Origin of the sequence: Breoghania sp. JC706, from assembly GCF_037026715.1 — a bacterium.
Classification (GTDB): Bacteria; Pseudomonadota; Alphaproteobacteria; order Rhizobiales; family Stappiaceae; genus Breoghania.
The window spans coordinates 617,156-636,289 of the sequence record NZ_JBANCG010000002.1; the positions used below are offsets into that span (position 1 = coordinate 617,156).

A 19,134-nucleotide genomic window follows, 5' to 3' on the forward strand; every position below is an offset into this window, starting at 1 on the left:
GGCGCCAGGGACATCCGTCCGCGATCTAGCTCTTTTTCCCGAACCTGGCCTTGAGTTCCTCGCACTTGTCGGGACGCTCCGCCTTGGGCGTGAACCAGAGATAGTCGTAAACCCCCGGGGCCGGCAGGTAATCGGCCGGATCGCTCTGGCCTTGCTCGGCCTCAACCATCGCGACGATCCGAATGGAGGCTTCGGGCGCACGGGCCCGCAGGTACCACGGTACGGCCATGTCTCCACGCACGTGCCCCCGGCCCGCGATCAGAACCGCTCCATCGGCCGTCGCATTTGCAATCAGTCCGTCGGCAAACGAAGCGTCGCGGGCGCGCTGCACCGGAACCATCGCCTCCACCGCCGGCTCCGGCAGCAGCCCGCAATGGCCGTCGCGCAGGTCCTGTTTCAGCGTTTCCTGTCCGGCTGCGGGCAGCGGCGTTTCCAGCCCCCAGCTTTCCGCGATGCCCTTGCCGAGCGCTCCGAGCCCCTCCTTCCGGAAGCGCTTCACCGTTTCGCGCGAAAGATCGCCCGGCGCCATGGGCAGGCCGGCCGCCAGCGCCGCATCGGCGATCGGCTGGTACATCGCCCAGTCCGGCCAGCCACGCTCCTTCCATTTCAGCGCCTTCCCCATTGCCGAAGCGTTTTTGGGGGTACCGGCCAGGTAGCTCTTGAGGGCGCCGGCCTCGTCTGCGGAAATCATCTCGAAGACAACCGCCGGTTTGCGTCCAGCCTCGGTGAGGGCGGAAACGATCCAGGCCTGGCGCAGGTGGTGGTCGGCATTGTCATGGGTCTCGCCGGCCAGCACGAAGCGGGCGGATGCGATGTCGCCGGCTAGCGCCTCTGGGGTGACGAATGCCTGCTTGCCGACAGACCAGATCTTGCCAACCAGCGGGTTGTCGCGATTGAGCGTCGATTGCCAGGCCTCGGGAAGAGGCGGGGTCGCAAGCGCTGGACTTGAGAGAGCGAGGCTGAGGGCGGCTGCGGCGGCGAAGCGGACACGAGTCATCTGGTTCCTCCAACAGGGAGAAGACATATAGGATACTCCGCCAGAGCGCGCATAGACCGGGAGTGCCGGTCGCTTTCCGTTTCTATCCCTTGTTCGCAAGATCGTCGAAAAGCCGTTGGACGAAACCCCGCCAGCGACTTTCTTCCAGGGGTTGGTCGTAGAGAATGCGGTAGATGATCGGCGCGACCACCTGATCGAGAACATCGTCGACGTTCGGAAAGGCCTCGCCCCGGTCGCGGGCGCGTGCGGCGAGAAGGTCCAGCTGCGCGCGCGTGATCGAACAGCACGCGGAGGCCTTGCCGCGCTCGCCCTGGCTGACGAGCACATCCTGAATCATCTTGCGGCCGGGTTCCGAAGCCATTTCCTCCGCATATTGTTCGCTCCAGGCTTCCAGGTCGGTGCGCGCGCTGCCGGTATCTTTCGGTGGACTGTCCGGCCGCAGGCGCTGAAGCGCAACATCGGCGAACAACTCCCTGAGGTCTCCCCAGCGCCGATAGATTGTGGAGGGGGTCACCCCCGCTTCTTCGGCAATCGCCGGAATCGTCAGCGCCTCGCGCGGCATCGCCTGTTGCAGCTTTTCCACGGCGGCATGAACGCTCGCCTGAACCCGGGCGCTTCGTCCGCCCGGGCGTGTCTGTGTCTTTGCCGTCATGCGTCTTTTCTCGTCTGTCCGCTTTGCTTGCGCCCGCACTCCGTTGCGCACGAACGCGCATGTCGGAATTCACTAAAGCAAATTATTTGCTTTTATGTGATGGAGGGGGTATCTCTATCGCAACAAATTAGCTTTAAGTGAGCCCAAGCATCATGTCCAGTTCTCTCTCCGGGGGCACCGGTCGGTCTGCGGTCCCCGGCCCCTTCCTGTTTTATGCGGGAACCTTCGCCACCTTCATGGCCGCCTCGGCCGCTCCGACCCCGCTCTACCGGCTCTACCAGCAAATGTGGGGCATTTCTCCGGTGATGATCACTTTCGTGTTTGCCGTTTATGCCTTCGCGCTGCTGGCTGCCTTGCTGGTCGGCGGATCGCTTTCCGATCATGTCGGGCGCAGGCCGGTCATCTTTGTCGGTCTGGTGCTGCAGATCGTCGCCATGGTCCTGTTCCTGCAGGCCGAAAGCGGTCCTGCGCTGCTTGCGGCGAGGTTGATGCAGGGGATTGCCACTGGTGTGTCCACCACGTCGCTCGGCGCGGCGGTGGTGGATGCGGACAGCGAACGGGGGCCGGTGGTCAACAGCCTGTCGCCGTTGGGCGGCATGGGGGCGGGAGCACTCATCTCGGGCGCCCTCGTGACCTTTGCTCCGGCGCCAAGCCATCTGGTTTACGCCGTGATCCTCATCCTGACCGTGCTCCAGGCCGCCATGATCTGGCGCATGCCGGAAACGGTCCGTCGCAGGCCCGGCGCGCTTGCCGCGCTCGATCCGCGCGTCACCATTCCCGCCTCCGCCCGCCGCGCCTTCGTGCTTTTGTCTCCGATCAATCTGTCGATCTGGATGCTGGGCGGCTTTTTTCTCTCCCTCATCCCCTCCGTTGTCGCGCGGACAACCGGCATCGCCTCGCCTTTCCTCGGAGGCATCGTGGTGGCATCGCTGATGTTCTCCGGTGGTGTCGCGGTCTTCGCATTGCGCACGCGCAGGCCGGCTGCGGCCATGACCTTTGGAACGACGGCCGTCGTCGCGGGCCTCGTGGCGCTGACAGTCGGCGTCATCACGGGTCAAATTGTCCTGCTCGCGATCGGCTCGGTCGTGACGGGGCTTGGGTGGGGCGCGTGCTTTACCGGCCTGATGCGGCTGCTGCTGCCGCTGGCGCGCTCTGATGAGCGGGCGGAATTGCTCGCCGTCTATTACATCGAATCCTATCTGGCGCTGAGCGTGCCAGCGATCGGTGCGGGCTTTCTCGCCACGTCGATCGGCCTTGCCGCGACAACCCTCGTCTTCGGCGCGTTCGTGTTGATGCTGAACGTAGGGGGCTACATCCTCCTTCGGGCCACGGGGCTTGCGAGCGGCCGAACGATCATGGCGGCCTGAAAGGGCAAGCGGCACATGACAAGAAAAAGGGGGCCGCTTGGCCCCCTTTCCGTAAACAATTGTGCGTTCCCGCCTTCACCCCATCGTGGGGATGGAGAACTCCGCACCTTCCTTGGTGCCGGACGGCCAGCGTGACGTCACGGTCTTGGTGCGGGTGTAGAACTTGAAGGCATCGGGGCCGTGCTGGTTGAGGTCGCCGAAGCCAGACCGCTTCCAGCCGCCGAATGTGTGATAGGCCAGCGGCACCGGGATCGGCACGTTGACGCCCACCATGCCGATGTTGATGCGGGCGCAGAAGTCGCGTGCGGTGTCGCCGTCGCGCGTAAAGATGGCGACGCCGTTGCCGTATTCGTGGCTCATCGGCAGATCGATGGCTTCCTCGTAGGTCTTGGCGCGCACCACGGAGAGGACGGGGCCGAAGATTTCGGTCTTGTAGATGTCCATGTCCTTGGTGACGTTGTCGAACAGGCAGCCGCCGATGAAATTGCCGTTCTCGTAGCCCTGCAGCTTGAAATCGCGCCCGTCCACGGCAAGCGTCGCGCCTTCCTCGACCCCGCGGTCGACGAGCCCCCTGACGCGGGCATAGGCCTCCTTCGTCACCAGCGGTCCGAAATCGACGTCGTCGCCGGCAGTATAGGGGCCGATCTTGAGGTTCTCGACCCGGGGAATGAGCTTTTCCATCAGGAGGTTGGCGGCTGCCTCGCCGACGGGAACGGCGACGGACACGGCCATGCAGCGCTCACCGGCGGCCCCGTAGCCCGCGCCCACCAGCGCGTCGACAGCCTGATCCATGTCCGCGTCCGGCATGATCAGCATGTGGTTCTTGGCGCCGCCGAAGCACTGAACGCGCTTGCCCGAAGCGCAGCCGCGCGAATAGACGTAATGAGCGATTGCGGTGGAGCCGACGAAGCCCACCGCCTGGACGATGTCGTCATCCAGAATGGCGTCCACGGCTTCCTTGTCGCCGTTGACCACGTTGAGAATGCCTTCCGGCGCGCCGGCTTCCAGCATCAGCTCCGCCAGCATCAGCGGTACGGACGGGTCACGCTCCGACGGCTTCAGGACGAAGGCGTTGCCCGCGGCGATCGCCGGGCAGAACTTCCACATCGGGATCATCGCCGGGAAGTTGAACGGCGTGATGCCGGCGACCACGCCCAGCGGCTGGCGCATCGAATACATGTCGATGCCGGGGCCCGCGCCTTCGGAATACTCGCCCTTCATCAGGTGCGGCGCGCCGATGCAGAATTCGGCGACTTCCAGCCCGCGAATGACGTCGCCCTTGGCATCGGGAATGGTCTTGCCGTGCTCCTTCGACAGTGCTTCGGCGAGCTTGTCCATGTCGCGGTGAAGAAGATCGACGAACTTCATCAGCACGCGGGCGCGGCGCTGCGGGTTGGTCGCGGCCCAGGCGGGCTGGGCGGCTGCTGCGTTTTCCACGGCCGCGCGAACTTCGGCCGCGCTCGCCAGTGCTACCTTGGCCTGAACCTCGCCGGTAGCGGGATTGAAAACGTCGGCGGTGCGCCCTGACGTGCCAGCGACGTGCTTGCCGCCTATGAAATGACCGATCTCGCGCATGAAGAGCCTCCCGGATTCTGGTGACCTGATGGTGTCGGACGGATTTCGTCTCCGTTCGTTGCCCGACAGTCTGCATCAAGCGCGCGGAAACGCAACGCTCGACGGGGCGCAGCCGTTGTGCAAAAATTGAAGTGCAATTGTTTGCGAGGGCGAAGATGAAGTGCAAAAAATGAAATGGGTGGGGCTTCACGCTTCACGCCTCGCGTCTCCTCGCTCGCCATTGCACCCCGGGCCCTGTGGCGCTGGAGAGAAACCGAACCGATGAACTGGGATGACGTGCGCATCTTCCTGGCCGTTGCCCGCGCAGGCCAGCTCTTGGCGGCCGGGCGCAGGCTGGGCCTCAACCACGCGACTGTGGCCCGGCGTGTGAGTGCGCTTGAAGCCGCCCTCAAGACGCGGCTTCTCGACAGGCGCACCAACGGCTGCGTGCTGACGCCTGCGGGCGAGCGTTTCCTCGCCTCGGCGGAAGCGATGGAGGCGGAAATGCTGGCGGCCACGGCCGCAACCGATGCGGATCTGGACGTGTCGGGCACGGTCCGCATCGGCGCGCCCGATGGCTTCGGCGTCGCCTTTCTGGCCCCGCGCCTGGGCGAATTGACTGCCCGGCATCCCGGGCTGACGGTACAGCTCGTGCCGGCGCCGCGTTCCGTCTCGCTGTCACGCCGCGAGGCGGATATCGCGGTCACCGTGGAACGGCCCGAGCATGGCCGGCTGGTCGCAAAGAAGCTCGTCGACTACACGCTCGGCCTCTTCGCCCACTCCCTCTATCTTCAGGAGCACGGCGTTCCGCAGACCCCTTCGGACCTGCGCCATCACCAGCTTGTCGGCTATGTGGAGGACCTGGTCTTTTCTCCCGCCCTTGCTTACGCGGGCGAGGTGGCCCGCGACTGGCAGGCGCGTTTCGAGATCGCTTCGGCGCTCGGTCAGACGGAGGCGGTGCGCGCCGGCGCCGGCATCGGCATTCTGCACAGTTTCATCGCCCGTCGCGATCCCGAGCTTGTGCCGGTCCTGCCCGACAGGCTGATCCGCCGGGCCTACTGGCTCGTCTATCACGAGACCTCGCGCGAGCAGCGGCCGGTGCAGGTCGTGGCGGATTTCGTCGCCGGGATCGTCAGCGCAGAACGCCATATCTTCGCCTGAGCGCGTTGTGGCGTGCTATCGCTTGCGGGTGACCCACGCGCCCCAGAACAGGCTTGAGAAGAACCTGAGGGGCGGCTCGAAACCCGCGCCGGCCAGCAGATCGGCAACGACCTCTTCCGAGGCCGGCGGGTCCGCACCCTGCAGGATCTTTCCAAGCTTCGCAGTGACCTCGTTCTCATCGGCGCCGTGCTGACGCCAGCGTTGTCCCCACGCCTGCAACAGCACCGGCTCTTCCGCATAAGCGCGATAATTGCCGGCCAGAATGAGTGGCGCGCCGGGTTTCAGCCGCGCGGAAAGGTCGGCGAGAATGGCGCGTTTCGCCTCTTCGCCCGGCAGGTGGTGCAGGACGCCGATGAGGGTTGCCGCATCGAACGTCTCTTCTCTCGACAGGTCACCGACCTGCGCTTGCCGGAATTCCGTGCGTTCCGAAAAACCGGCGCCTTCCACCGCCGCGCGCGCGAGCGCGAGCATCGGTTCGGATGGGTCGACCGCAAGAAAACGCCAGCCGGGCTCCAGCCGCGCGCCGCACACGATCTCGCTGGCTGTGCCGCCGGCGCCCGCCACCAGAATGCGGGCCGTCGAACCTGACCCCAGCACGGAGGCGAGCACGCATGCGGCCAGTTCGTGGCAGGCGTCGTAACCGGCCAGCCCGATGCGGCTTTGTTCGGCGTATTCGCCGGCCCGGGAGGGATCGAATTTGGCCGCGGAAGCGGGAGAGTTCTGCATGAGAAGGTTGCCGTGATCGATGCGGGAGAGGACTGTCTCAGTTTTTCGGTGACAGTGCCAGAAAACGCGAAGGCCGGGAATGGCGCGCGGCCGAGGTCAGCCGTTGAGCGCGTTCGCGGACGATGCGGGCCTGCGCCGTGCCGCGCGTCTGACCTGAACGGCCTCCGCCAGAATGGACAGGGCGATTTCCTCTGGCGTGATCGCGCCAATATCGATGCCGGCCGGTGCCGACAGTGTGGCGATACGCTCCGCAGCAATGCCGGATTCAGTCAGTTCCTTGCGCAGGCTCGCTGCCTTCGCGCGGCTGCCGACGAAGGCGGCGTGGGCAACGTCGTGACCCAGCACCGCCTGAAGCGCATCCATGTCGCCGAGACCCTGCGTTGCGATGACCGCATAGACCTCGCCGGACGGAAACTCGGCAATATCGCGCGCGCGCTCCGCGAGCGCCGCGTCGAAGCCGAAGCGGGGGGCGAGCTCCGCCACGGCCCGGGCAACCGGCGTCGCGCCGAACACGAGAAGCAGCGGCTGCGGTCGCACGGGCTCGATGAAGATGTCCACCGTGCCTTTCGAGGGGCAGTGGCTGCGGTAATACTCGATGCCCTCGCGAACTTCGCCCGCCTTTACGCCCTCCGCGCTCAGGATCTCGTGCGGCTGGACGGAGATGAGCCGCGGCTCGCCATCGGCCAGCGCCCGCTTGACCGCCCGCAGCACCGCGCCCTGCGCACACCCGCCGCCGATCCACCCGTGCATCGTGCCGTCACCCAGGATTACCGCCTTGGCGCCCGCCTTGGCAGCCGTGGCCGCAACGGTGCGCACAACCGTTGCAACTGCAAAGGCCGCCCGCTCGCGCCGGAGACGGTTGATCGTGTCGAGGACCGGATCGGCGGAGGTGTCGGGCGCTGACATCGTCGTTGTCCTCAAAGCCGCGCAAGATAGGGTTCGAGCTTCGCCAGGCTCTCCAGATTATGGGCCGCGGCGAAAAGATCGAGATGGGGTAGCGCCGCCCGCATGCCGGCGGCGGCGGGCTCGTAGCCCTGCCATCCCGCCATCGGGTTTAGCCAGGCGATGTGCCGTGTGCGCTTGCGAAGGCTTGCGAGTTCGCGGCCGAGATCTTCCGCCGGGCCGGTGTCGTAGCCGTCGGAAACGATGATCACCGCGGTGCGCCCGTGCACCACGCGCGCCGCATGCTGGCGGTTGAACGCCGCGAGGCTCTCGCCGATGCGGGTGCCGCCGGCAAAGCCCCGGGCGATCAGCGAAAGCCGGTCGAGCGCGCGTTGCGGATCGCGCTCCTTCAGGGCCGGCGAGACATGGACAAGCCCTGTGTGAAACAGAAAGGCATCGGCCTCGCGTGCATGGTCGAGCAAGCCATGCAGAAAGCGCAGGAAGAATGCCGAATAAGGGCTCATGGAGGCGGAGACATCGAGCAGAGCGACAATGCGGAGCGGCTTGTCGCGGCGTTTGCGGAAGGCGAGGTCGAACGGTTCGCCTCCATGCGCGATGGAGCGCCGGATTGTCGTGCGCAGGTCTATCCGCCGTCCACGCCGGCGAAGCCGCTCGCGCCGGGTGAGGCGTTGGCGCAAGGCTCCCGCGAGACGCCCGGCCAGCGCGTTGACCTCGGCGATGGCTTGCGGGTCAGCGATGTGGCGCAGGTCCGTCGTCTCCAGAACTTGCGCGCGCGAGGCGCCGCCGCGCCGCGCATCTGCCGCGCCGGTCTCGTCATCCTCTCCGGCCTGTTCGCGACGGCGCTCGACGTGGTCGGGCATGCCGCCGGCCGAAGGGCCGGAGGGCTGGCCGCGCATCTTCTCTATGCCTGCTGGCGCGCGGTCCGGCGCACCGGAAACGCGGGTGGCGGCGCGAACGCCGCGACCGAGCCAATGGGCGTCGAACAGCGCGTCGAAACGGGCAAAGTCATCGCGGCGGCTGCACGCAAGCGCTCTCAGCGCCGGGCGCAGGCGCGAGGGGCGGGCGGCGAGACCCGCAGCGGCAAGTTTCAGGGCGTCTTGCGCTTCCGAAAGCCCGATCGCAAACCGGTTCGCCCTCAGCTGTGCGAGAAAGCGCATCATCTGCGCTCTGTGCGCGGCGCCTGCGGCCTCCGGCGGCGGGGCAGGGGCGGTTTTCGCCATCATGCCACCTTGCCGATCAAACGGTCGAGAACTTCGCGGCTCATCGCCGCCTGATCCTCTTGCGTCTTCAACAGGCAGATCAGCGTGTCATGGACGGATTCCGGGTCATCCGCCAGATGCTTCACTTCGAGCCCGACCAGCGCGGCCGCCCAATCGAGCGTTTCGGCGACGCCCGGCACTTTCCGCAGGTCTTCCTTGCGCACCATGGCGACGAGCCGGGCGATCTCGGCCGCGAGCCGCTGGTCGATGCCGGGAAGACGGGCAGTCAGAATTCGCGTCTCACGCGCCTCGTCCGGGTAGTCGACATAGTGATAAAGGCAGCGCCGGCGTAGCGCATCGGAAAGCTCGCGCGTGCCGTTGGAGGTGAGGATCACACGCGGAATGGTGGTGGCGTGGATGGTGCCCAGTTCCGGCACGCTCACCTGCCAGTCGGAGAGAAGCTCCAGCAGGAAGGCCTCGAATTCCTCGTCCGCCCGGTCGATCTCGTCGATCAGAAGCACCGCCCGCGTGTCTGATCGGATCGCGGCGAGCAGCGGACGCTCGAGCAGGTAATCCTCGGAGAAGATCTGCTCTTCGATGGCCTCGGCCGATACCCCGTCGCGCTCGTGCGTCTTGATGGCGAGAAGCTGGCGCTGGTAGTTCCATTCGTAGAGCGCGGCGGAGGCATCGAGCCCCTCATAGCATTGCAGCCGGATGAGCGGAGCGGCATGAACCTCCGCCAGAGCCTTGGCGACCTCCGTCTTGCCGACCCCGGCCTCGCCTTCCAGCAGCAACGGCCGCTGCAAGAGATCCATCAGGTAAAGCGCCATGGCGAGATCGGCATCGGGCACGTAGCCGGCGTTTGTCAGGCGCGTTGCGATGGTGGTGCGGTCGAAGGGCATGGTGTCTTCCGGATAGGATCGGGGGAAGGGTACCCCCACCCCTAACCCCTCCCCTCAAGGGGGAGGGGAATTTGCTCACGACATGTGGCGCGCCGCGTTGCCCTCAAGACTTTAGACTTGCTCGGACACCGTCCCCCTCCCCCTTGAGGGGAGGGGCTAGGGGAGGGGGTATCCCACGGGGATACCCTACCCGAACCCGCGACGTTACCCCGTCAGCCCCAGCCGCTTGCATTCCCTCCACACGCGCCACGCATCGTGCGGCATCTGCAGGTGGGTGACGCCGAGATGCGCGAAGGCATCGTTGACGGCGTTGGAGAAGCACGGCACCGAACCGACGTTGGGGCTTTCGCCAACCCCTTTTGCACCGATCGGGTGATGTGGTGATGGGGTCACGGTCCAGTCCGTCTCCCAGACCGGGGTTTCCACCGCGGTCGGCAGGAAGAAGTCCATCAGCGAGGCGGTCCTGACGTTGCCCATCTCGTCGTAGGCGATCTCCTGGCCCATGGCGATGGCGTAGCCCTCGGTCAGGCCGCCATGCACCTGGCCCTCGATGATCATCGGGTTGATGCGCGTGCCGCAATCGTCGAGCGCGTAGAAGCGCCGGACCTTGTGAGCCCCCGTATCGACGTCGATGTCCATCACGCAGATATAGGCGCCGAAGGGGTAGGTCATGTTGGGCGGGTCATAGTAGGACACGGCCTCCAGTCCCGGCTCCATGTTGGGCGGCACGTTGTTGTAGGCCGCCCAGCAGATCTCCTTCATGGAAGCGGTCTTTTCCGGCAGGCCCTTCACGCGGAAGCCGTCGACGTCCCATTCCAGATCGTCCTCGTGCACTTCCAGCATGTGTGCCGCGATCATCTGGGCCTTCGCCTTGATCTTGCGCGCGGCGATGGCGGTGGCTGCACCGGCAACAGGCGTGGAGCGAGAGCCGTAGGTGCCGAGACCGTAAGGCGCGGTGTCGGTGTCGCCTTCCTCGATGTCGATCATGTCGGCGGGTATGCCGAGTTCGGTCGCAAGGATCTGGGCGTATGTGGTCTGGTGTCCCTGGCCCTGGCTGATCGTGCCCATCCGCGCGATCGCTGCGCCCGTCGGGTGGATACGGATCTCGCAGCTGTCGAACATGCCGATGCCGAGAATGTCGCAATTGCGCGTCGGGCCCGCACCGACGATCTCGGTGAAGAACGACACCCCGATGCCCATCAACTCGCGCGTCTCGCCACGTTCAAAGGCGGCGCGCCTTTCCGCCTGTTCGGCTCTGAGCCCGGCATAGTCCACCGTCTCCATCGCCTTGCGCATGGCTGTTTCGTAGTCGCCACTGTCGTATTCCCAACCCAGCGCCGAGGGGTAGGGGAACTGCTCCGGCCGGATGAAGTTCTTCAGCCTGAGTTCCGCCGGATCCATGTTCAGTTTGCGCGCCAGCACGTCGATGGCGCGCTCCATGGCGTAGACCGCCTCCGTCACCCGGAACGAGCAGCGATAGGCCACCCCGCCCGGCGCCTTGTTGGTGTAGACCCCGTCCACCGCCACGTGGGCCGTCGGGATGTCGTAGGAGCCGGTGATGATGTTGAAGAAGCCCGCCGGCCACTTCGACGGATCGGCGCAGGCATCGAACCCGCCATGGTCGGCAAGCACATGGCATCTGAGGCCGGTGATCTTGCCCTCGACGGTCGCCGCCAGTTCCGTCGTCATGTGATAGTCGCGGGCAAAGGCGGTGGCCGACAAGTTCTCGATCCGGTCTTCCACCCACTTCACCGGCCGCCCCAGCACGATGGAGCCGACGATCGAGCAGACATAGCCGGGATAGACGCCCACCTTGTTGCCGAAGCCGCCGCCGATATCGGGTGAGATCACCCGGATCTTGTGCTCGGGAATGGTGGAAAGCAACGAGGCGACCGTGCGCACGACGTGCGGCGCCTGAAACGTGCCCCACAGCGTCAGCTCGCCCTTGATCTTGTCCATCGAGGCGACGCAGGCGCAGGTTTCCAGCGGGCAGGGGTGGCATCGGTGATAGGAGATCAGCTCCTTCACGGTCACCTCGGCCTTGGAGAATGCAAGGTCGGTCGCCTCGCTGTCGCCCACCGTCCATTCGAAGATATGGTTGTGGTGCTTGCGCGCCCCGTGTGCGCCCTCGGTCTTGCCCTCAAGATCCTCGCGCAGCACCGGCGCATCCGGCGCCATCGCCTTGAACGGATCGACGAGTACGGGAAGTTCCTCGTACTCGACCTCCACCAGATCCACCGCGTCGGCAGCGATGTAGCGGTCCTCGGCGATGACGAAGGCGACTTCCTGGTTCTGGAAAAGCACCTTGCCGTCGGCCAGCACCATCTGCACGTCGCCGGCCAGCGTCGGCATCCAGGCGAGATTGATGGTCTTCAGGGTTTCGGCGGTAAGTACCGCCAGCACGCCGGGCAGGGCCTCGGCCGCGGACGTGTCGATGGATTTCACCCGGGCATGGGGATAGGGCGAGCGGACGAAATCGCCAAAGACCATGTCCTTCAGCTTGATGTCGTCGACGTAATTCCCCTTGCCTTGCGTGAAGCGGACGTCCTCCACCCGCTTGCGCTTGCAGCCCATGCCTTCCAGTTTGGCCTCGCGCTCCTCGCGCGGAACGGTCATGTCGTTCATTCTGCGGCCTCCCGGTTCTGCGTGCCGTTCATGCGTTCGGCCGCAAGCCGGATCGCGGCGACGATGTTCTGGTAGCCGGTGCAGCGGCACAGGTTGCCCGAGATGCCCATCCGGATCTCCTCGTCGCTCGGGTTCGGGTTTTCCTGCAGCAGCCGGTAGGCCCGGGTGATCATCCCTGGCGTGCAGAAGCCGCATTGCAGCCCGTGCATCTCTCGGAAAGCGTCCTGCAGCGGGTGCAGCGTCCCGTCGGCTTCCGCCATGCCCTCGATGGTGTGGATGTCGGCGCCATTGGCCTGCACCGCGAACATCGTGCACGATTTCACCGATTTGCCGTCGATATCGAGCGTGCAGGCGCCGCAATGGCTGGTCTCGCAGCCGATATGCGGGCCGGTCAGCTCCAGTTCCTCGCGGATGAAATGGATGAGCAGTGTGCGCGGCTCGACAAGCGCTTCGACCTGCTTGCCGTTCACCGTCATCTTGACGTGGGTCTTTGCCATTCTTGCTGTCCCTCTTCAGGCGGCACGGTTGCGGGCACGGGCGATCGCCCGGCGCACCATCACGCCAGCCATCTTGGTCCGGTATTCGGCGGGGCCCCGGCCGTCGGACGCCGGATTGGTGATCGCCTCGGCTGCGGCAACGGCGGCGTTGATCGCCGCTGCGTCGAGTTTCGAGCCGACAAGCGCCTCCGCCGCCTCAGCAGCGAACAGCGGCGTGTCGCCGACATTGGTGAGCGCAACGGAGGCGAACGAACACGTGTCGCCATCCATCTTCAGCAGCACGGCGGCTGCGGCGGTCGCGTAGTCGCCGACCTTGCGCTTCAGCTTCTCGTAAGCCCAGCCGATGCCAGCCGGCGGCTGGGGAATGCGGATGGCGGTCAGCAACTCGCCCTCTTCGAGCGCCGTGAAATAGGTTCCCTCATAGAAATCGCGCGCGGCGACCGTGCGTTCGCCGCCCGGGCCTTTCAGGACATAATCGGCGCCAAGGCACTGCATCAGTGCCGGCATGTCGTTGCCGGGATCTCCGTTAGCGACATTTCCGCCGATCGTGCCCACCGCGCGAACCTGCGGATCGGCGATGAGCGTCGCGGTTTCGGACAGGATGGGAAGATCGGCGGCGATGACGGGAGAGACGATGATCTCCGCCTGGGTGGTCGTCGCGCCGATGACGATCGAGCCCGCATCCCGCGAAATCCCGCGCATGGAGTCGATCCTGCGCAGGTCGATGAGGTGTTCCGGCGCAGCAAGCCGCAGTTTCATCATCGGAATGAGGCTGTGCCCACCGGCGATGGCTCGCGCCTCCTCGCCATACTCGCCGAGCAGCGCCACGGCCTCATCGACGGTCGTGGGACAGTGATAGTCGAACGATCCCGGTATCACGGTTGTCCTCCCCAGGTTTCTCCCGTTCGGGTCTTCGCATCGGCAGCGCTCCGGATCGTCCTCCCGACCCGGGCCCGACCGAAACATGGTGCCGCATCGGCACGGCGCTGCGGGGGCAAACCCATGAATGTTCGCCCGTTTTGCACGAACGACGGGCTACCGCGCACCAACGACGGATCCCGGGCACGAACGGGTGGGGCAGGCGCAGGACGCCTAAGGCGTCGGGGGAACTTGTCTGGGCGGTAACAGGCCGTATATCCGGTGGCCGGAGGTCACTCCGTTCCCGCGAGCTTCGCTCCAGCCAACGCCAAGAGCTTCGCTGCAAGAAACGCCAGGAGCTTCGCTCCAAGAAACGGAAGTCTGGAAAATCATGGACAATACGGTTCAATCAACAACGCAGGTCCCGACGGAAAACGCCAGTCGCTACCTGCAACAGCTCTGCAAGCACTGGAGCCACACTCTTCAGGTCGAATTCTCGCCGGAAAGCGGCCAGGTGGTTTTTCCGGCCAGCGGCCGCAGCGGCGATTGGCCCGGCGAGGGCATCCTGCGGATGAAGGCGGAGCCCGATCATCTGCGCTGCGAGCTTATGGCCAGCGTTCCCGAACAGCTGGAGAGGCTGCAAGGCGTCGTCGAAAGCCATCTCGAGCGGTTCGCCTTTCGCGAGGCGCCGCTGGTCTTCGACTGGAAGGAGACGAGCAACGGCTGAACGGTTGCAGCCGCAGTACAAAAAAAGCCGGCCGGGCAGGGCCGGCCGGCGTTCGATCGCGGCAAGGCAGGGGGGCAGGCTTGGTGGCCTGCCGTGCTGCCGCCTTCGCGAATGCGTCAGCTCTTGGCGCCGCCGAACTGCTCCCATGCGTTCATGGCTTGAGCGGCATACATCAGCGACGGACCGCCGCCCATGTAGATCGCCACGCCCAGCATCTCCTCGTATTCCTGGCGGGTGGCGCCGAGGTTCACGAGGTTGCGGCTGTGAAAGCCGATGCAGCCGTCACAGCGAAGTGCGATGGCGATGCCCATGGCGATCAGCTCCTTGGTCTTCTTGTCGAGCGCGCCATCGGCCTCTGCACCATCAACCATCTTGCGGAAGCCCGCCATGGTGTCCGGAATCTCCTTGGAGAGAACCTTGACCTGCTTGGAAATGGCATCAGTGATCTCGGGATAGGGGGTGGTGCCCATGGGGGTCGTCCTTTCATATTCAAACAGGTTTATTTGATAGCAGAGTTGGCTATCGTCCTGTTGCATTATGTGAATATGTCATCCCCCGCATTTTGACGCGCATGAAAAAGGCCGGCGTCCCGGACGCCGGCCTCTGGATCCGCCTGCGGGCGGAAAAGGAGCGCTGTGCCTCAGCCGCGTTCGGCCTTCAGTTCCAGCCGGCGGGCGTGCAGCACCGGTTCGGTGTAGCCGGACGGCTGCTCGCGCCCCTTGAAGACGAGGTCGCACGCCGCCTTGAAGGCGATTGTGTCGAAGCCCGGCGCCATCGGCGTGTAGTTGGCGTCGCCGGCGTTCTGGCGGTCCACCACCTCGGCCATCCGCTTCATGATGTCCATCACCTCCTTTTCGGTGACGACACCATGATGCAGCCAGTTGGCGATGTGCTGGGAGGAGATGCGGCAGGTGGCGCGGTCTTCCATCAGCGCGACATCGTTGATGTCCGGCACCTTGGAGCAGCCGATGCCCTGGTCGACCCAGCGCACCACGTAACCGAGGATACCTTGTGCGTTGTTCTCCACTTCCTGCTTCACGTCGTCGGTCGACCAGCTCGGCCGTGCCGCCACCGGGATCGTCAGGATATCGTCGAGCGAGGCGCGCTCGCGCCCGGCGATTTCCGACTGGCGCGCCTTCACGTCCACCTTGTGATAATGGGTGGCGTGCAGCGTCGCCGCGGTCGGCGAGGGAACCCAGGCGCAATTGGCGCCGGCCATTGGATGGCCGATCTTCTGATCCAGCATGGCATGCATCAGGTCCGGCATGGCCCACATGCCCTTGCCGATCTGCGCCTTGCCGCGCAGGCCACAGGCGAGCCCGATATCGACGTTCCAGTCCTCATAGGCCTTGATCCAGGGCAGACCCTTCATGTCGCCCTTGCGCTCCATCGGACCGGCTTCCATGGAGGTGTGGATCTCATCGCCCGTGCGGTCGAGGAAGCCGGTGTTGATGAAGGCAACGCGTGACTTCGCGGCCCGGATGCAGGCCTTCAGGTTCACCGTCGTGCGGCGCTCCTCATCCATGATGCCGACCTTCACCGTATTCGGCTCCAGCCCGAGAAAACCCTCCACGCGCGTCAGGATCTCGTCGGTGAAGGCGACCTCGTCGGGTCCGTGCATCTTCGGCTTGACCAGATAGATCGAGCCGGCGCGCGAATTGCCGGGGCCCTCGCCCTTCAGATCGTGCATGGCGATGAGCGTGGTGATCGCCGCGTCCATCAGGCCTTCGAAGGCTTCGTCGCCATTGGCATCGAGAATGGCCGGATTGGTCATCAGGTGGCCGACATTGCGGCTGAGCATCATCGAACGGCCATGCAGGGTGACGGTACCCTCGCCATCGGGGGCGGTGTAGTCGCGGTCCGGGTTGAGCCTGCGGGTGAACGTCTTGCCGCCCTTGGAAACCTCCTCGGCGAGATCGCCCTTCATCAGACCCAGCCAGTTGCGGTAGGCAAGCGTCTTGTCCTCGGCATCGACGGCAGCGACCGAATCCTCGAAGTCCATGATGGTCGAGACGGCGGCCTCGATGACCATGTCCGCGATGCCGGCCTTGTCGGTCCCGCCGATCGCATTGGCCCGGTCGACCACGAGTTCGATGTGCAGCGCATGGTTGACCAGCAGAACGGCCTCCGGCGCGCTCGCCTCGCCGCGATAGCCGGCGAACTGCTCGTCGTTCTCAAGCCTGCTCGTGGCGCCGTCTTCCATCGTGACGACGAGCTTGCCGCCCTCCACCGCATAGCCCGTGGCATTGGCGTGGGAGCCTTCGGCAAGCGGCGCTGCCTCGTCCAGAAACGCCTTCGCCCAGGCGATCACGCGCTGGCCGCGCGCCGGGTCGTAGTCCTTGCCCGTCGGCAGGTCGCCCATCGCGTCCGTGCCGTAGAGCGCATCGTAGAGCGAGCCCCAGCGCGCGTTCGCCGCATTCAGCGCATAGCGTGCGTTGGTGATGGGCACCACAAGCTGCGGCCCGGCGATGGTGGTGAATTCCTCGTCGATCCGGTCCGTATCGACGGAAAAGTCCGGGCCTTCGGGCTGCAGGTAGCCGATCTCGGCGAGAAAGGCCTTGTAGTCCTGAAAATCGATTGGCCGGCCGCGGCGCGCCTTGTGCCACTCGTCGAGTTGGCCCTGCAGCTCGGCGCGCCGTTCCAGCAGGGCGCGGTTCTTCGGGCCCAGTTCGTTGATCAAAGCCCCAAGACCGGCCCAGAAATCGGCCGACGCCACGCCTGTACCGGGCAGGGCTTCCGTCTCGATAAAATCATGGAGTTCCCTGGCGACCTTCAGACCTGAGGTTTCCACCCGGTTCGACGTCATGGCGTTTTCCTGTCTGTTGTGGAGGCGGCGCGCCTGCGCACCCCGCGCGTTTGTCGCTCTCAATAGCAGGGATGGCTTTCCCACTCAAAAGGCTGCCTTGGAAAAGATGTGTTTCCCGCGCGATCGGTATGCCGCAGAGAAGTATATAATACCGTAAAATGAAGTATATAATACCGTAATGAACCAATTTCGTCGCGAGTTCGTAAGAATGCGGTTCAAATGACCGCTTGGTTCATGTAAAACCTCAGCAACAAGAAAAGGCGTCAAAAGGGATCAGGAGTCTGATGTGGCCTCCATGGCTCCGTCCGGGCACATGTCGTGCCGTCGGCGGGCGGGCCTGGCGATATCGACAGCCTTCGCCGGATGCGATCCGGGCGGGGTGTCGGTGATTTCGGGGATTTCGTCTCTTGTACCGCTTGCGATTTCCGATCCTGAATTTCCCGGCTTTCCGATTTCGTGGTGGAGCCGTGGCGGTGATTCTCGCTTGCTCGTGTGCGGCCGCCGTGTCCGCGCCGGCTGCGGCGGGGGAGAAGGGGCTTGCGCTCACCTACATCTCCACCGCAACGAAAAACACCGACGGCACCTATCTCAAACGGATGGGCGTCAAGCTTCCGCTCCTGAGCGAAACGGCCTTCGGTGTGAACATCGGCTTTGCCGGCCGGCTCTATGCCGCCTCCGGCCGCTACGACACGGTGAGTGCACCGGCGAGCGTCGTGTGGGGGCGGGTCAAGGTCTCCGGCGCCGACACACTGCCGCTGTGGGATACCTCCACCCTCGCCCTGTCGATGACCCCGCGCGACGACAACGGCCGCGTGAACTGGACGAACACGCGGCGCTGGAAGGTCGATGGCGGTCAGTTCGTCGCAAGCCTCGACGATCGCTACTGGGTCGACGTCAGACCGCTCGACGACGATCCCATGCTATGGGGAGCAGGCACCACAATGCGGCTGGAGGCCAAGAGCTTCGGCACGGTCGTGGCCGGCGGGCTCGACCATCTGAGCGGCAACGGCACCTTTGTCGCCAACCTGAGCGCCGAACAGACGGTCGCGCGCACCTTCAAGCTCGGCGCCGCCGTCACCAACGTACTGGACGCGCCGGTCGCGACCTTCTCGGCGGAAAAGCGGTTCGCCGACCACCTCGTCATCACCGCATCACTGTCCGACAACCTGGAAGCCGCCGACGACGAGCCGGTGAAGGTTCTCAAGGCAAGCTATTCGCTGAAGTGGTGAGGTGCCGACTATATGAAGTCAAATAAATCGTTGCCATTTAGCTTCCAGGAAGCTCATACAGAAATTGGGTTGGATGGTTGTTCGATGGATGAGGCAGAATGGCGGGGCTTCTGGATGCACGGCACTTCTTGTACCGTAATTTGAACCCAGAGGCTTGGCCTCATAAAGGGCTCTCGCCACTAAATAAGGCTATCTCAATTCTTGTAATAATTTCGGTAACATCAAGTATTTTAGAAACAGAAAGTACGATTATATCGAAATATGGCGTTATTTTTAAATATTTCGATTTGATAGTTGGTTCTGTTTTTGCAATTGAGTACATATTGAGAGTTTTCTCTTCCGGAGAGGAGGAGAAGTATAAAGGTATTTCAGGGAGGATTAGGTATATAATATCTCCGATAGCTCTGGCAGATCTCGCTGCAATCATCGTATTTTTTGTAACCGTTGATTTGACGGGCTCATCTTTACTGCGTCTGCTGCGTCTGTCGAGACTCCTTGTTATTGCTAAATTAACTAGATATTCGCAGGCGTTGGCAAATATCGTCAGCGCAATTTACACGCGGCGAATAGAGTTGCTGCTCAGTCTTTTGGTCGCATTTGGAATGATGCTGCTTTCTGCAACGTTTATGTATTTTGCGGAAGCAGAAGAAAATCCAGAGAGCTTTGGGAGTATTCCGCGCGCATTGTGGTGGGGTGTCGCCACTGTTACGAAAGTTGGCTACGCAGGCGCCTTTCCTCAAACGGTTCTCGGAAAAGTCTTCGCTGCTCTGTTCGCAATCGCCGCAGTGGGCGTTGTCGCGATGCCGACTGGAATTTTAGCTGGCGCCTTCAGCGAGGCATTCCGCGAAAACGCTCGTCGAGCTCCAACAAAGCACCAATCACTTGCGGAGAGCGAGTTGGGCGATGATCAATTCGAGAGTGAATCATCGCC

The 19,134-nt window shown here is 64.2% G+C and carries 17 protein-coding genes; 5 read left to right on the top strand and 12 right to left on the bottom strand.

Annotated elements, in window-relative coordinates; genetic code table 11:
• Positions 1–25: 25 nt before the first annotated feature.
• Together V2L18_RS05920 and V2L18_RS05925 are read right to left on the bottom strand one after the other, a co-directional pair.
• Entirely contained in the window at positions 26–997 is a 972-nt protein-coding gene (locus V2L18_RS05920; RefSeq protein WP_336176966.1) for a ChaN family lipoprotein, read from the bottom strand.
• An 82-nt stretch (positions 998–1,079) separates the two neighbouring features.
• Positions 1,080–1,649, bottom strand: a complete 570-nt coding sequence (locus tag V2L18_RS05925) for a TetR/AcrR family transcriptional regulator (RefSeq protein WP_336176968.1) — start codon at positions 1,647–1,649, stop codon at positions 1,080–1,082.
• A gap of 152 nt (positions 1,650–1,801) precedes the next feature.
• Here V2L18_RS05925 and V2L18_RS05930 point away from each other — a divergent pair, with 152 nt between their 5' ends.
• Positions 1,802–3,016: an MFS transporter gene (locus tag V2L18_RS05930; RefSeq protein WP_336176969.1), complete on the top strand. Its 1,215-nt coding sequence runs from the start codon at positions 1,802–1,804 to the stop codon at positions 3,014–3,016.
• 75 nt (positions 3,017–3,091) lie between these two features.
• Here the strand turns inward: V2L18_RS05930 and V2L18_RS05935 are convergent, their stop codons facing one another.
• Positions 3,092–4,591 carry a CoA-acylating methylmalonate-semialdehyde dehydrogenase gene (locus V2L18_RS05935; protein WP_336176970.1) on the bottom strand — a complete coding sequence of 500 codons (1,500 nt, stop codon included), beginning with the start codon at positions 4,589–4,591 and terminating at the stop codon, positions 3,092–3,094.
• 261 nt (positions 4,592–4,852) lie between these two features.
• Between V2L18_RS05935 and V2L18_RS05940 the strand changes: the two genes are divergently transcribed.
• Complete coding sequence (locus V2L18_RS05940; RefSeq protein ID WP_336176972.1) at positions 4,853–5,731, top strand: LysR family transcriptional regulator; 879 nt, start codon at positions 4,853–4,855, stop codon at positions 5,729–5,731.
• 15 nt (positions 5,732–5,746) lie between these two features.
• On the opposite strand, the gene V2L18_RS05945 is transcribed toward V2L18_RS05940, so the two are convergent.
• The 7 genes from V2L18_RS05945 to V2L18_RS05975 all read right to left on the bottom strand — a co-directional run bounded on the left by V2L18_RS05945 (position 5,747) and on the right by V2L18_RS05975 (position 13,462).
• Positions 5,747–6,457 (bottom strand): class I SAM-dependent methyltransferase, encoded by a 711-nt coding sequence (locus V2L18_RS05945; RefSeq protein ID WP_336176973.1) that lies wholly within the window; start codon positions 6,455–6,457, stop codon positions 5,747–5,749.
• Positions 6,458–6,553: 96 nt separating this feature from the next.
• Positions 6,554–7,363, bottom strand: coding sequence for an XdhC/CoxI family protein (locus V2L18_RS05950; RefSeq protein WP_336176974.1), 810 nt, complete (start codon positions 7,361–7,363; stop codon positions 6,554–6,556).
• A gap of 11 nt (positions 7,364–7,374) precedes the next feature.
• Positions 7,375–8,520, bottom strand: a complete 1,146-nt coding sequence (locus V2L18_RS05955) for a VWA domain-containing protein (RefSeq protein ID WP_336176975.1) — start codon at positions 8,518–8,520, stop codon at positions 7,375–7,377.
• Positions 8,521–8,579: 59 nt separating this feature from the next.
• Entirely contained in the window at positions 8,580–9,461 is an 882-nt protein-coding gene (locus V2L18_RS05960) for a MoxR family ATPase (RefSeq protein WP_336176977.1), read from the bottom strand.
• Between the two features lie 204 nt (positions 9,462–9,665).
• Positions 9,666–12,086 carry an aerobic carbon-monoxide dehydrogenase large subunit gene (locus V2L18_RS05965; protein WP_336176978.1) on the bottom strand — a complete coding sequence of 807 codons (2,421 nt, stop codon included), beginning with the start codon at positions 12,084–12,086 and terminating at the stop codon, positions 9,666–9,668.
• Positions 12,083–12,583: a (2Fe-2S)-binding protein gene (locus V2L18_RS05970; RefSeq protein WP_336176979.1), complete on the bottom strand. Its 501-nt coding sequence runs from the start codon at positions 12,581–12,583 to the stop codon at positions 12,083–12,085. Before V2L18_RS05970 ends, V2L18_RS05965 begins: the two co-directional genes overlap by 4 nt.
• Positions 12,584–12,598: 15 nt before the next feature.
• Positions 12,599–13,462 (bottom strand): xanthine dehydrogenase family protein subunit M, encoded by an 864-nt coding sequence (locus V2L18_RS05975; RefSeq protein ID WP_336176980.1) that lies wholly within the window; start codon positions 13,460–13,462, stop codon positions 12,599–12,601.
• Between the two features lie 370 nt (positions 13,463–13,832).
• Here V2L18_RS05975 and V2L18_RS05980 point away from each other — a divergent pair, with 370 nt between their 5' ends.
• Complete coding sequence (locus V2L18_RS05980; protein WP_336176981.1) at positions 13,833–14,168, top strand: DUF2218 domain-containing protein; 336 nt, start codon at positions 13,833–13,835, stop codon at positions 14,166–14,168.
• Between the two features lie 116 nt (positions 14,169–14,284).
• On the opposite strand, the gene V2L18_RS05985 is transcribed toward V2L18_RS05980, so the two are convergent.
• Both V2L18_RS05985 and V2L18_RS05990 read right to left on the bottom strand, forming a co-directional pair.
• Positions 14,285–14,638, bottom strand: a complete 354-nt coding sequence (locus V2L18_RS05985; protein WP_336176982.1) for a carboxymuconolactone decarboxylase family protein — start codon at positions 14,636–14,638, stop codon at positions 14,285–14,287.
• 170 nt (positions 14,639–14,808) lie between these two features.
• Positions 14,809–16,974 carry a malate synthase G gene (locus tag V2L18_RS05990; RefSeq protein WP_336176983.1) on the bottom strand — a complete coding sequence of 722 codons (2,166 nt, stop codon included), beginning with the start codon at positions 16,972–16,974 and terminating at the stop codon, positions 14,809–14,811.
• A 473-nt stretch (positions 16,975–17,447) separates the two neighbouring features.
• On the opposite strand from V2L18_RS05990, the gene V2L18_RS05995 reads away from it, so the two are divergent.
• The gene (locus tag V2L18_RS05995) at positions 17,448–18,203 is read left to right on the top strand and encodes a hypothetical protein (protein WP_336176984.1); all 756 of its coding nucleotides are present in this window, start codon (positions 17,448–17,450) and stop codon (positions 18,201–18,203) included.
• A gap of 98 nt (positions 18,204–18,301) precedes the next feature.
• The coding region (locus tag V2L18_RS06000) for an ion transporter (protein WP_336176985.1) at positions 18,302–19,134 on the top strand (833 nt) is incomplete at its 3' end.